11 protein-coding genes are annotated in these 13,893 nt (G+C 40.0%); 3 read left to right on the top strand and 8 right to left on the bottom strand.

From position 1 onward, the window contains the following. The first annotated feature begins 6 nt into the window (after nucleotides 1–6). From LVD15_RS12690 to LVD15_RS12680, 3 genes are all read left to right on the top strand, one after another. Nucleotides 7–924, top strand: a complete 918-nt coding sequence (locus LVD15_RS12690) for a Ppx/GppA phosphatase family protein (RefSeq protein WP_233780692.1) — start codon at nucleotides 7–9, stop codon at nucleotides 922–924. Nucleotides 925–982: 58 nt separating this feature from the next. After that, the gene (locus LVD15_RS12685; RefSeq protein WP_233780691.1) at nucleotides 983–2,065 is read left to right on the top strand and encodes an Ldh family oxidoreductase; all 1,083 of its coding nucleotides are present in this window, start codon (nucleotides 983–985) and stop codon (nucleotides 2,063–2,065) included. 112 nt (nucleotides 2,066–2,177) lie between these two features. Continuing rightward, nucleotides 2,178–3,497 carry an IS1380 family transposase gene (locus LVD15_RS12680; RefSeq protein ID WP_233780690.1) on the top strand — a complete coding sequence of 440 codons (1,320 nt, stop codon included), beginning with the start codon at nucleotides 2,178–2,180 and terminating at the stop codon, nucleotides 3,495–3,497. Nucleotides 3,498–3,710: 213 nt separating this feature from the next. Here LVD15_RS12680 and ftsZ read toward each other — a convergent pair whose 3' ends face one another. The 8 genes from ftsZ to mraY all read right to left on the bottom strand — a co-directional run bounded on the left by ftsZ (nucleotide 3,711) and on the right by mraY (nucleotide 13,888). Further along, entirely contained in the window at nucleotides 3,711–5,300 is a 1,590-nt protein-coding gene (gene ftsZ / locus LVD15_RS12675) for a cell division protein FtsZ (RefSeq protein WP_233780689.1), read from the bottom strand. Between the two features lie 91 nt (nucleotides 5,301–5,391). Further along, nucleotides 5,392–6,645: a cell division protein FtsA gene (gene ftsA, locus LVD15_RS12670; protein ID WP_233780688.1), complete on the bottom strand. Its 1,254-nt coding sequence runs from the start codon at nucleotides 6,643–6,645 to the stop codon at nucleotides 5,392–5,394. A 59-nt stretch (nucleotides 6,646–6,704) separates the two neighbouring features. Continuing rightward, nucleotides 6,705–7,469 carry a cell division protein FtsQ/DivIB gene (locus LVD15_RS12665; protein ID WP_233780687.1) on the bottom strand — a complete coding sequence of 255 codons (765 nt, stop codon included), beginning with the start codon at nucleotides 7,467–7,469 and terminating at the stop codon, nucleotides 6,705–6,707. Next, a complete protein-coding gene (gene murC, locus LVD15_RS12660) occupies nucleotides 7,462–8,853 on the bottom strand; it encodes a UDP-N-acetylmuramate--L-alanine ligase (RefSeq protein ID WP_233780686.1) in 1,392 nt (463 codons plus the stop codon). The genes LVD15_RS12665 and murC overlap by 8 nt, the downstream gene beginning before the upstream one ends. Further along, a complete protein-coding gene (gene murG, locus LVD15_RS12655; protein ID WP_233780685.1) occupies nucleotides 8,850–9,959 on the bottom strand; it encodes an undecaprenyldiphospho-muramoylpentapeptide beta-N-acetylglucosaminyltransferase in 1,110 nt (369 codons plus the stop codon). Before murG ends, murC begins: the two co-directional genes overlap by 4 nt. Nucleotides 9,960–9,964: 5 nt before the next feature. Next, nucleotides 9,965–11,125, bottom strand: coding sequence for an FtsW/RodA/SpoVE family cell cycle protein (locus tag LVD15_RS12650; RefSeq protein WP_233780684.1), 1,161 nt, complete (start codon nucleotides 11,123–11,125; stop codon nucleotides 9,965–9,967). Continuing rightward, a complete protein-coding gene (murD, locus tag LVD15_RS12645) occupies nucleotides 11,122–12,480 on the bottom strand; it encodes a UDP-N-acetylmuramoyl-L-alanine--D-glutamate ligase (protein ID WP_233780683.1) in 1,359 nt (452 codons plus the stop codon). The genes LVD15_RS12650 and murD overlap by 4 nt, the downstream gene beginning before the upstream one ends. Before the next feature lie 199 nt (nucleotides 12,481–12,679). After that, the gene (gene mraY, locus LVD15_RS12640) at nucleotides 12,680–13,888 is read right to left on the bottom strand and encodes a phospho-N-acetylmuramoyl-pentapeptide-transferase (RefSeq protein ID WP_233780682.1); all 1,209 of its coding nucleotides are present in this window, start codon (nucleotides 13,886–13,888) and stop codon (nucleotides 12,680–12,682) included. Between the last annotated feature and the right edge of the window lie 5 nt (nucleotides 13,889–13,893).

Raw genomic sequence — 13,893 nt, 5'->3', positions numbered from 1 at the left:
TGATATATGAACAAAGTAGCCATCATTGATTGCGGAACTAACACTTTTCACCTTCTTATAGCGGAGATAAATAACGGATCTTTTAATATTTTATATTCCATAAAGACTCCGGTAAGAATAGGCAAAGGAGGGATTAGCAATGGTATGATTCTGGAAGATGCCGTGCTGCGCGCCACTAAAGTACTTAAGAGCTTTGCTGAAACCATTGAAAAACATGAGGTAACTGATGTGCATGCTTTTGCCACCAGTGCATTTAGAAATGCTAAGAATGGTGAAGATGTAAAACAGCAAATCAAAGAAGTAACAGGCATTGACATAAAAATTATTTTAGGAGATGAAGAGGCTTCACTTATATTTTCTGGTGTTAAAGCAGCTGTAAAACTCGGTAGCGATCCTTGCCTGATCATGGATATTGGAGGTGGCAGCATTGAATTTATCATTGGTACCGAAAAAGAGATACTTTGGAAGAGAAGCTTTGAAGTAGGAGCTCAAAGGCTTTTAGATCAATTTCATAAAAACGACCCGATCACTGAAGAAGAAATTAGTGGCATGGAAGCTTATCTTGATGAGCAACTTGCTCCATTGCTGGAAGCGATTAACACTCACAAGCCAAGTATTTTAGTAGGTTCATCAGGCACTTTTGACACACTTAGCGAGATCTATTGCCGAAGTAAAAACATTGCCTTTTCTGAAAGCTCCAGTGAGCTTCCTTTGACTTTACAGGCCTACTATAACATTCACGAAGAATTGCTCTTTAAAAACCGTGATGAACGCATGGAAATACCAGGCATGATAGAAATGCGCGTAGATATGATAGTGGTAGCTTCTTGCGCCATTAATTGGTTATTAAAAAAGAGCCATTTCACCAAACTGAAAGTTTCTACTTACTCACTTAAGGAGGGCGCACTTCATGAGTTATCTTAAGCTTTTTTAACCTGCTGTTCACTCAATACTTTGATTATATCCCTTAAATTTGCTGACTATGGAGGATAACATATATTCTGAGAGCAAATTAAGAGAATTCACACAGGCTGTATTTCTGAAAATGGGATGCAGCCCTGAAGATGCAGAAAAAGCCACAGACGTATTACTTAAAGCCGACCTACGCGGTATAGATTCACATGGAGTAGCCCGCTTAACGGGTTATGTGAGGCTTTGGGAAGCGGGAAGAATTAACCCCACGCCAGAGGTAACGATAGTTCATGAAACACCAAGCACCGCGGTAATAGACGGAGACAAAGGCTTGGGCCTTATAGTAGCCATCAAAGCCATGGAAATAGCCATGCAAAAGGCTGAGCAGGTAGGCACAGGCTGGGTAAGTGTAAAAAATTCCAATCACTTTGGCATAGCTGGCTACCACGCCATGTTAGCTGCAGAGAAAGATATGGTAGGCATGGCCATGACCAATGCCAGCCCGTTAGTAGCTCCTACTTTTGCTACCGAGCGCATGCTGGGAACCAACCCTATAGCCGTAGCCATACCAACGGACAAGCAACCTATGTTTGTAGCTGATATGGCTACCACTACAGCTGCTAATGGTAAACTGGAGATTTTACAAAGGCAGGAAAAAGATGCTCCTGTAGGCTGGATACAAGATAAAGATGGCAATGACTCTACTAACGCATTTGGACTTAAAGATGATGGAGCATTACTACCTCTGGGTAGTGACAGAGAGCATGGCAGCCACAAAGGTTATGCGCTGGGTTCTATTGTAGATATTTTCTCCGCAGTATTTTCCGGAGCGAATTATGGACCATGGGCCCCTCCCTTCGTAAGCTTTTTACCTTTAGCCAAAGACCCTGTAGGAGAAGGGCTGGGGCATTTTCTGGGAGCCATGCGTATAGATGCATTCAGACCTGCTGAAGAATTTAAACACCACATGGATAACTGGATAGGAAGATTCAGAGAAACTAAACCTGTAGAGGGTAAAAAAGTACTTATCCCCGGTGATCCTGAGCGAGAAGCTGAAGCCATAAGAAAAACTGATGGCATTCCTCTCAACCCAAAAGTGGTGGCTGATCTTAATGAGGTGGCTGAAAAAATGGGACTCGATTTACTTTCTTAAAACAGAATAGATTATATAAACCCTGATTATGCATTAGAAAACTAAAAGTTTAGAAAATCCTTCGATAATTGTGTAAAAAGATCGATTTTGATGAGGTATAAAAATCACCAGAATGGTTACTCAAAATATAGGGTCTTTACCCATTGAATATTCCTCCAAGCCAGTGACACCCTTTGGAGGGATGAGTTTAATGAAACGATTTATCGATCAGGTAGGGATACGAGAAAAATTAGCCGAACTGGCACTTCCATCTCCTGGTTCTAACCGAGGATATGACCCCAAGCAAATCGTAGAGAGTTTTTGGCTGAGTATCTGGACAGGGGCTAGTAGATACATCCATTGTGACTGGTTGAGATATGATACTGTTTTACAGTCAATTTTTGGATGGGATGGTATGCCTAGCCAAAGTACCTACAGTCGTTTTTTTGGAAAATTCTCTCAATCCCTAAACAACGAAGTATTTCCAGAGCTTCAACAATGGTTCTTTGACCAGCTCCATTTAGGAGCACTCACCATTGATTTTGATAGTACTGTGATCACTCGATATGGAGATCAACAAGGGAGTAGTAAAGGTTATAACCCCAACAAAAGAGGGAGAAATTCACATCATCCTTTGATGGCCTTTGTGAGTCAAACCAGAATGGTGGCCAATGCATGGCTCAGGCCAGGCAACACAGCGGCCAGTAGTAGTTGCAGGGAGTTCATGGAAGAAACCTTTAAGCACGCCTTGGCAGGACAAAAAGTAGGTCTGGTAAGGGCCGATAGTGGTTTTTACAACGAAGAAATCATGTCATATCTAGATGAAGAACTCATCAATTACATTATGGCTGTACGCATGTACCCCAATGTAAAAAGCGAAGTTTGGGGACTTAAAGATTGGGTCAGACTGGCAAAGGGAATAGAGCTGAACGAGATGGTTTTCAGTCATAAAAACGGTAAGCCAAGACGATATATTATTGTAAAAAAGCAAGTTGACATCAGGCCAAATGCAGGAGGCAAGGAGCTTTTTGAAGATGAGCCTGGCTATCGGTATAGTTGCTATGTGACCAATATGGATTTACCTCTGGATCAGATTTGGAACATGTACAACACCCGCGCTGATTGTGAGAACAGAATTAAGGAATTGAAACAAGATTTTGGGCTTGAAAATTTTTGTTTACAAGATTTTTGGGCAACAGAAGCCTCTTTCCGCTTTATCATGGTGGCTTACAATTTGATGAGTTTATTCAGGCATTTTGCGTTGAACCATCATCGAAAAGCAACCCTGTCAACCCTCAGATCCTATTGCTTTGCATTAGGAGCCTGGACAGCAAACCATGCTAATAAAAAGGTTTTAAAAATCTCATTACCCTCCAAAAGAAGACCCTGGATGGAGGGAATATTCTTGAACATATCGTCTACTAGTCCTCCTTTTGATTATTCTAATGAATAATCCGGGATAAAATAAGGCCGTTTCTAATTAGAAACGGCCTTATTTTTTTGCCAATGCTTACCCTACTGTTCATTAGGATAAGAAATCTCCCGGGCTCACCCGGAAGATTTAGCTTAAAAAGTTGACACTACAGCGCCGACCTAAAAATTTACAACCAACAACCACTACAAAATTGGAAGCAAGCCGGCTTGCTGTATATGTCAATCAGTTTTTTTAATCTACATTGTCATGTAAAAATCTGTTATTACCTAAAATCTGATTGTCGTCATTCAGGTTATATTTAGACACATGCGGCTCAGATGAATGAGGCACATTTTGCAGTCTGATGTCTTTTCTCAGATAAGCCGGCACATCAAGCTTTTCTTTGAATTCATCAGCATTCATCTCATTTCTATTAAGCCCTTTAAGTCGGTCTACTCTTTCCTGAGCTTTTTTACGCATTACCTCTTTAGTACTCTTATTGATATCCATCATGCCATCATCATTGATAAGCTGATCAGTACCATCGCCTTCCTGCATAAACTCAAACTCATCTTCTAAATCAGAAAACAAGCCATCGTCTCCATCATCATCATTAAAGTCAGAGTTTACAGGGCTGGTAAAAGAGTAGCTTCTGTTAGGCTCTGAAAATTGATTATCGTGAGAAGATGATGAAGAAGCATCATTCCCTTTATTTACATTACGCTTAGTAATCTCTCCAGAGTTATGATTCACAGAGTTATCATTCTCGAACATGTTGATTTGCTTATTAGCATCTAAATCATACACTTTACGAGTCTGCACGTCTTCCTGCTGCTTTCTTTCTCTGTTCTGCGGCAAGTAAGCCTGATCATGGTCGAACCCCGTTGCAATTACAGTCACTCTGATGCTATCACCTAAATCAGGATCAACACCATGACCGAATATCACCTCAGCATCGTCACCAGCTTGCTCCTGGATGTACTCTGTAATTTCAGTAAGCTCATCCATTTGAAGCTCAGCCTGCTCACCAGAAATAATAGAAAGCAATATTTTCTGCGCTCCCAGAATATCTTTATTATCCAATAATGGTGAAGCTAATGCCTCTTCGGCTGCTTTTTTAGCTCTGTTTTCACCTTTAGTTTCTGCTGATCCCATTACGGCAGCACCTGCATTATGCATTACAGTGCGCACATCTTGAAAGTCAACGTTAACATATCCTGCTACAGTAATGATTTCTGCAATACCCTTAGCAGCGGTGGTTAACACATTATCAGCTTGTGCAAAAGCACTACCGATAGAGAGATTTCCATAAATTTCTCTCAATTTATCATTAAGAATAACCAGCACAGTATCACAGCTCTCTTTCAAAGAGTTGATCCCTGCTTCAGCCTGGTTAGCTTTTTTCTTTCCTTCAAAGCCAAATGGTGCCGTAACGATACCCACAGTAAGGATATCCATTTCTTTAGCAATTTTAGCTATTACAGGAGCAGCTCCAGTACCGGTTCCTCCTCCCATACCTGCAGTGATAAATACCATTTTGGTATCATTACCTAACAGGTCTCTAATATCTTCTTTACTCTCAAGAGCGGCATTTTTACCTACTTCAGGGTTGGCTCCGGCACCTAATCCTTCAGTAAGATTTACCCCTATCTGTATTTTACCAGGAACAGAGCTGGTTTTCAGAGCTTGAGAATCTGTGTTACACACTACAAATTCAACATCTTTAATGCCCTGACTAAACATGTGGTTAACAGCGTTACTACCTCCGCCACCAACTCCAATCACCTTTATGATGGACTTGTGATGTTTGGGTATATCAAATTTATATGCGTTTTCAGACATAGTATTTTTTGTTTAGTGGTTGCAAATTTTTGACCTTCTTAATAATCATTTTTATTATCCAAATCGTCGATCAAAAGGCCTTTAGTTTTATTTAAAATTTTGCTGAAGAAGTCTCCGCTTCCAGCTTTTTTCTTCTGTTGTACTCCGGGCGTCCGGATACCTTCACCTCGTTGTATCTGTTTTCTCGCTCATCAAGCGCTCTAAAACCAGACAGCACCAACCCAACAGAAGTAGCATACATAGGACTCTTCACTATGTCCACCTTGCTTCTGCCAAGATGTTCGTTAGGATAACCTATACGGGCATCCATGCCAGTCATATACTCTACCAGTTGCTTGAGACAGCTGAGCTGCCCACCACCACCAGTGATCACAATGCCACCGGCTAATCTGTTCTCAAACCCAGAAGTAATAATCTCGGTATGAGCCAGCTCTACAATCTCTTCCATTCTTGCTTCAATAATGTGTGCCAGGTTCTTCACGGAGATTTCCTTAGGCGCACGATTTCTGATACCAGGAATAGAAACAATTTCATTAGGACTCGCCTCTTCAGCAATAGCTTTACCAAACTTGGTCTTCAATATCTCAGCCTGGTGCTGCATAACCATACAGCCCTGTTTGATATCTGAAGTAATAATGTTACCTCCAAACGGTATCACTGCTGTATGACGAATAATATTATCATGGAAAATAGCGATATCGGTAGTACCACCACCTATATCAATAAGGCAAATACCTGCTTCTTTTTCTTCGTCACTTAGCACAGCCATACTAGATGCTAATGGTTCTAAAATCAGATGCTCGATCTCAAGGCCTGCTCTTTTTACACATTTATTAATATTGTTGATAGCATTAGTCTGAGCAGTAATAATATGGAAATCAGCTTCCAGCTTCACTCCAGACATACCTACAGGATCTTTTATACCATCTTCATAGTCTACAGTATAATCCTGTGGCATAACATGTATAATTTCACTGCCAGGAGGAATTACTATCCTATACATATCATTATTGAGGCGATTGATATCCTCAATGGTAATCTCATCATCTTTGGTATTACGGGTGATACTTCCATGATGTATAGAGCTCCTTATATGCTGACCAGCGATACCTACATTTACTACTCTAATATCAATACCTGATTGATCTTCTGCTTCACGAACGGCCTTTTCTATAGCGTTTACCGTTTTGTCAATGTTAGTAACTATGCCTCTGATCACTCCATCTGACTCGGCCTTACCCATACCAAGAACTTCCAGTTTGCCGTACTCATTCTTCCTTCCTACTATGGCGCAAATCTTGGTGGTGCCGATATCGAGCCCTACTACGATTTTATCATTTTCCATGGTTGTAAATTTATTTTTAAGTGGTTGTTTTCTTTATATTTTTTAATCTCTTATGATCTCTATTCCGCTATTATCTGCCCTTCATACTCCAGGTTTACCCTAGAATAAGTATTCCACCCTTTTTGAGGTAAAATACGATCATAGAATATTTTTAACTTTTTAAACTTTCTTTCCAAATCTTCAGGCTTACCAAACTCTACATACTGCTTTGTAACCTGAGGATATAAAAGCACATTTAAATTTTCATCTATATCAATCTGAGCTACTTGTGCCTTCCAGAACTTGTCTTTATTGATATACTTTATTAAATCATAAATCTTCTTGCCTTCTTCAGTAGTGGTAAGGTCTTGCTTTACCAGCTCCTGACTGTAACTACCGCTAATAAGCGTAACTCTTGAAGTATACTTGGTAGAGACTGGCAATACCGCTCCATCTTCAGCTATATAAGCATCAGGGCCCTGAGTCTGAATAACACGAGCCAATGGCCGACGCAACTCTACCTTAACCAAAAGATTACCTTTCAGGTCTTTATAAATCTCTGCCTCTTTAATGAACTTGTCCATCTCCACCTTCTGCTCTATATCTTTCAGATTTAGCTCCTTAAAGCTGGTTCCCTTCACTGCCTGATTACCATTATCTGTCATAAGTGCCAGTACATCGGACTCATCTACATAATAGTTTTCATGCTGATTAGAAATTCTAATCACTACATCTTTACACACTTCTCCGCTTTGCCGGCTATCAGTAAAGCCAATAACAGATATCAGCACTACACCTGCTATCAGCAACTTAGCCCCGATTTTCATCTTGTACTTTCTAAACATGATACCTGCCTTTTAACATCTCTTTAATCGGCTCCACTAGCTTATCTATATCTCCTGCTCCGATGGTAGCCACTACTTCTAATTCCTTTTCTTCTAAATTATTTATGAGCTGCTCTTTAGTACACAACTCTTTTTTATCAATAGTAATATTCTCTAACAAAAGCTCTGAAGAAACCCCTTCGATAGGCTCTTCTCTGGCCGGATAAATATCTAATAAGATCACCTCATCTGCCAAGCTCAGACTTTCTGAAAATTCAACAGCAAAGTCCCTGGTTCTGGTAAACAAATGTGGCTGAAAAATAGCCGTTACCTTACGATCAGGATACAACGCTTTTAATGAACTTAAAAAGGCCGTAATCTCTACAGGATGATGTGCGTAATCATCTACAAAAACAATTTGCTCTGACCTAAGCACGTATTCAAACCTTCTTTTCACACCTCGGTAAGACTCCACCCCTTTGCGAATATCCTCTTCACTTAAGCCCAGCTCTAGCCCAATAGCTATAGCAGCAGTTACATTCTCCACATTATGAAAACCGGGGACGCCTAGCATTAATCGTTCTATCTTACTCTGCGCATCCTGATAATCAAATTGAAAAAAGCCATTATTCATGGTAACATTACTAGCGAAAAACTGGCCCCGGTTCATTCCATAGGTATTGACTATTCCTTCGAAAGAGTCATCTACAAGCTCCTTAGCAATTTTATCATTGATATAGAGCTTACCATTATGTCTTAACTTATGTATAAAGTCTTTAAATGAATTTTGCAGCTTGTCCTTATCGCCATAAATATCCAGGTGATCAGCGTCTGCCGATGTTACCACCGCCAAATCAGGAGACAAAGTCAAAAATGACCTGTCAAACTCATCTGCCTCTACCACTGCCACGGCTTTATCAGTATTATTAGCAATGAAGTTAGAATTATAGTTAGTAGCTATTCCTCCTAAAAACACTGTAATATCCTTCCCTGCCGATTTCAAAATATGTGACACCATAGAAGACGTGGTAGTTTTACCATGCGTACCTGCTACTGCCACTGTAAAAAACTGCTCACTAATAAGTCCCAGCACTGCCGATCTCTTCTTAATCTCATAACCATGATCTTTCAGATGGTTATACTCCTTATGCGAAGCAGGAATAGCCGGAGTGTAAATCACCAGGCTCTTTTCCTTATTCTCTATAATCTCAGCAGGAATATTCTCTACCTTATCTTCATAGTGAATAGCCACTCCCTCTTCTTCCAGCTTTTGGGTAAGGGCTGTAGGTGTACGATCATAGCCGCTCACTTTGTAACCATTATGGGCGAACCATCTGGCCAAAGCACTCATACCTATGCCTCCTACTCCTATAAAATATACACTATGGTAGCTATCCAACTTCAATTCAGAATACTTATTAGTTCGTTTACTATATCATTTGCTGCATTAGGCCTTCCCATTTTCTTAATGTTAGCTCCTAATGCTATCTGTCTTTCATTATCATTTAAAAGCTTCAGCGCTTCCGGAATCAAATTCTCCTTAGCCTCGCTATCTTTAATCATAATAGCCGCTTCTTTTTGCACTAAAGCCATAGCATTTTTTGTTTGATGATCTTCTGCTACGTTAGGAGAAGGAATCAAAACCACAGGCTTACCTACCAGGCATAACTCAGAAATAGACAATGCTCCTGCTCTGGACAGAATTAAATTTGCTGCGGCATACGCCAAATCCATTTCTTTTATAAACTCCATTACCCTGATATTACTGAGATCAAAGCCTTCTGCCTTTGCTTTCATTTCGGTATAATAGAACTTACCTGTTTGCCAAATCAGCTGCACATCAGCATCCACTACCTTTTGCAACTGATCTATAATGCTATTATTTATTGTTCGGGCTCCCAGGCTTCCACCAAGAACCAGAATAGTTTTTTTAGTTGATGAAAAATTGAAATGCTTTAATGCGGCATCTCTTCTCTCATTTACCTTTAAAATATCTCCTCTTACAGGATTCCCAGTAAAAACTATCTTTCCTTTCGGGAAATATTTATCCATATTATCATATGCCACACATACTTTTTTTGCCTTATTTCCCAGCCTTTTATTAGTGATGCCCGCATGTGAATTCTGCTCCTGCACCATAGCAGGTATTCCCTTAGCTGTAGCCGCTAACATAGTGGGTCCACTAGCATAGCCACCAAAACCAATCACGGCATCAGGCTTAAACTGTTTCACCAGCTTCTTCGCCTTCATGTAGCTTGAGATCAGCTTAACAGGAAAAAGCAGATTATCTACAGTTAACCTTCTTTGAAGTCCGCTTATCCACAGGCCTTTTATTTCATAGCCAGCCTCTGGCACTTTAGTCATTTCCATTTTACCCTCAGCACCTACAAACAAAATTTCAGCATCAGCATAACGATGCTTTATTTCATTAGCTACCGCAATAGCAGGATAAATATGACCTCCGGTGCCACCACCACTTATAATGAATCGATATGTTTTGTTATTACTCAATCTATTTATGCTGCTCTCGCTACATTTTTCATTATTCCTGAACTTTCTTTCCAGCTGGTATCAGTCTCTCCTCGGCTTACACTCAATATTATACCTAGTGATAAACCTGTAAATAATAGAGATGTTCCTCCCATACTTACCATGGGCAATGGCAAACCTGTAACAGGCCCCAAGCCTACTACTACTCCCATATTCACCAGCGCCTGTAATACCAGTGAGAAGCTAAGCCCGGCTGACAACAGCCCTCCGTAAGCACGCTCACTATTTACCACGGCCTTCATCCCCCTGGAGAGTAGCACCAGATAAAGCACCAATACTACTACACCTCCTATCATACCATACTCTTCTATGATTATTGCATAAACAAAATCTGAATATGGGTGAGGCAATATATTTCTTTGCTGACTTTGACCAGGACCTTTGCCCGCCACACCGCCAGTAGCCACTGCCAGACGAGCCTGCATAGCCTGAAAAGGCAGTTTATCTTCATTTAAAAAACTCTCTATACGGCTTTTTGCAGTTTCTCCTCTCACCCCAAACTTCAAAGCAACTACCCCTGCAAGTGCTCCCACAAAAACCAACATAGCCAAATACTTTACTGGCACCCTACCTATAAACATGATAAGCATACAGGTTAGGAATAATAAAATAGCTGATGACAGGTTGGTCAATGCTATTAAACCACAGATAACACCACACCATATCAGTATTGGAATTAATGACTCTTTAAAATCGGCTATATTCTGCTGTCTTTTAGAAAGCATGCTGGCCAAACTGGTTATTAACGCCAAACTGGCTAAATCAGACGGCTGAAAAGTAGCATGAATAATAGGCACACTAATCCAACGAGATGCATCATTAAGGCTTACTCCATTAGTGAATGTATATAACAATAGCGGTACACTCACCCATAGCGCCAGGCGTGATATTCTGGAATAATATCTATAATCTACTCTATGAGCCAGCCACATAGCAAAAAGCCCCACCCCAATCAGGACAGTATGCTTCAGCAAATAGCTTTCAGGGTTTTTCATGTGCTTAAAAGCCAGTGTACCCGTAGCACTATACACTACCAGAATACTGATCAGCGATAGTGCAAACACCACAGCCCAGATCACAGGATCTCCCTTCAAATGCTCATCTACCCATGCCTTGATCTTAGTCATTGCTCAATTTTCTTACTTTCAAATTCTTCTTTCAATTCTAATACAGCCTTTTTAAACTGATCTCCACGATCTATATAACTATTAAAAAGGTCGAAACTGGCACATGCAGGTGAAAGTAATACCACATCATGCGCCTTCGCATACTGCAATGCAGAACGAACTGCATCTTTTATATTATCTGTTTCCAGTAGATCTATTATCTGATCATGAAAAGTACTTCTAAGCTTAGCATTGTCTTTACCCAGGCATATCAAAGCTTTCACTTTAGCATTTACCCGCTCCATGATCAGGTCATAATCATTTCCTTTGTCTATTCCACCGGCTATCCATATCAACTGCTCACTAAAGCTATCTAAAGCATATTTCACAGAATCAACATTGGTAGCCTTAGAATCATTTATGAAATCCACTTCATTGATAGTGGTTACATATTCCAGCCTGTGAGGCGCATTCTTAAAGCTTTTTAATCCTTCTCGAATGACTTGTTCTCCAACACCCACTATCATAGCCGCCCGAATGGCTGACATCATATTGATAGCGTTATGAGGCCCTCTTAAAGCAGTCTCATCCTGACTAATAACTATGTCATTATCAAAATTCATTTCTGATCCTGACAAATAATTTTCAGCCTTGCTACTTAGAGACACTTCATGCTTAATTCCGCTAAAACCTCTCTCTGCAAGACCAGCAGTCACCAATTCATCATCCTTATAATAGATGAAGTGATCAGCCTTATCCATATTCTTAATTAAGCCGAACTTAGACTCGACATAATTAGATAACTGGTAATTATATCTATCCAAATGATCAGGAGTGATATTTAAAAGCACTCCAATAAATGGCTTAAAAGCTTTCGTTCCATCTAGCTGAAAGCTGCTCATTTCAACTACATAGTAATCGAACTTATCTTCTATTACCTGTTTGGCCAGGCTGTGCCCTACGTTACCTGCCAAGCCTACGCTAAGCCCTGCTTCTTTGAGCAAGTGGTAGGTAAGCAAAGTAGTTGTAGTCTTACCATTAGTGCCCGTAATAGCAATAATGGCCGCTTGAGTAAAACTAGAAGCAAACTCTATTTCATCAATAATGTCTATTTGCTTCTCTTTACTCTTTTGAATGATTTCTGCTTTTTCAGGTATACCGGGGCTTTTAATAATAAGAGAAGAGCTCAGAATTTCTTCCTGAGTATGCGTACCTTCTTCAAAGACAATAGCTGCGGCTACCAGCTCTGCTTTATAGCTGTCTTTGATAGTGCCGGCATCAGATACAAACACATCATAGCCTTTGGCTTTAGCCAAAAGCGCTGCGCCTGTACCGCTCTCTCCCGCTCCTAATATGGTTACCTTACTTTTTACCATTCAATTTGTAACTGTTCCATCTCTCTTATTGATGTAAAAACCATGAAAAAGCGCTTCCTTACAGGTTTTGTGACTTTTTTCATCATTTCCATCATCAATGAAAATATCTTTAAATAAATGTCCGCTACTGTTATCATTATCAAGAATTTAAATTTTGCACATTCTTATAATTCCAACATCACTAGCCTTTACGAAAACGCTATCTCAGCTTAAGGGTGGCCAAGCTTATAATGGCCAATAGTATTCCTACTATCCAAAAACGAGTAACTATTTTCGCTTCATGTAAATTTTTCTTTTGGTAATGGTGATGTAGTGGTGACATTAAAAATATCCTTCTACCTTCTCCATATTTCTTTCTGGTGTACTTAAAATAAGACACCTGTAGTATCACTGACAGATTCTCTATCAGAAATACGCCGCATAACAAAGGAATCATCAATTCCTTTCTTACTACCAATGCTATTACTGCAATGATTCCTCCTAATGAAAGACTACCTGTGTCGCCCATAAACACCTGAGCCGGGTATGAATTATACCACAAAAAGCCCAAACAGGCTCCTACAAAAGCAGTACAAAAAATCACCACTTCTCCCAGGTTAGGAATATGCAGGATATTGAGATAATCACTAAAATCCACCCTGCCCGATAAATAGGCAAAGATGGCCAGTGTGAGCCCAATAATGGCGGATGTCCCCGCCGCGAGCCCATCAATTCCATCAGTAATATTGGCCCCATTAGATACCGCAGTAATTATAAAAATCACTATCAGTACATAAATCAACCAAGTATAATCATGGCCTAAAAACGAGAATACATTATCGTAATCAAGCTCATTATTCTTAAAAAATGGTACGGTGGTTTTGGTAGACTTTACATCTTCATACTCTCTCACTATTTCATTATTCTCCACTACACGAGTATCAGAGTATTCTCTAATTACCACATCATCATTAAAATAAAGAGTAACGCCTACAATAAGGCCTATACCTATCTGCCCTACTATTTTAAACTTACCAGCAAGACCATCCTTATTCTTTCTGAATACTTTGATATAATCATCAAGAAAACCAATAACCCCTAACCAGATAGTAGTTACAATTAATAAGATTACATACACATTATCTAGCTTGGCAAAAAGAAGCACCGGTACCAGAATACCACTTAAAATGATAATTCCGCCCATAGTTGGCGTCCCCTTCTTTTCCATCTGCCCTTCAAGACCAAGGTCTCTTACGGTTTCACCCACCTGCTTTCTTCTCAGGTAGTTGATAAGCTGTTTCCCGAACGTAATGGTTATTAACAAAGAGATAAGCGCAGCCATACCTGCTCGAAACGATATGTATTGAAATACACTCGCTCCAATCAAATCAAAATGTTTCTCCAGATAGTCAAAAATATAGTATAGCATCTATC

Origin of the sequence: Fulvivirga maritima (genome assembly GCF_021389955.1) — a bacterium.
In the GTDB taxonomy this organism is placed as follows: domain Bacteria; phylum Bacteroidota; class Bacteroidia; order Cytophagales; family Cyclobacteriaceae; genus Fulvivirga; species Fulvivirga maritima.
Note: the sequence above shows the minus strand (reverse complement) of the source record. Positions and strands in the feature narration are given on the sequence as shown.

Bases quoted from the DNA above. Each gene is read 5' to 3' on its own strand.
- ftsA (WP_233780688.1), bottom strand. From the start codon at position 6,645: ATGGAAAATGATAAAATCGTAGTAGGGCTCGATATCGGCACCACCAAG.
- murD (WP_233780683.1), bottom strand. From the start codon at position 12,480: ATGGTAAAAAGTAAGGTAACCATATTAGGAGCGGGAGAGAGCGGTACA.
- LVD15_RS12690 (WP_233780692.1), top strand. From the start codon at position 7: ATGAACAAAGTAGCCATCATTGATTGCGGAACTAACACTTTTCACCTT.
- LVD15_RS12680 (WP_233780690.1), top strand. From the start codon at position 2,178: ATGGTTACTCAAAATATAGGGTCTTTACCCATTGAATATTCCTCCAAG.
- LVD15_RS12685 (WP_233780691.1), top strand. From the start codon at position 983: ATGGAGGATAACATATATTCTGAGAGCAAATTAAGAGAATTCACACAG.
- LVD15_RS12650 (WP_233780684.1), bottom strand. From the start codon at position 11,125: ATGACTAAGATCAAGGCATGGGTAGATGAGCATTTGAAGGGAGATCCT.
- LVD15_RS12665 (WP_233780687.1), bottom strand. From the start codon at position 7,469: ATGTTTAGAAAGTACAAGATGAAAATCGGGGCTAAGTTGCTGATAGCA.
- mraY (WP_233780682.1), bottom strand. From the start codon at position 13,888: ATGCTATACTATATTTTTGACTATCTGGAGAAACATTTTGATTTGATT.
- ftsZ (WP_233780689.1), bottom strand. From the start codon at position 5,300: ATGTCTGAAAACGCATATAAATTTGATATACCCAAACATCACAAGTCC.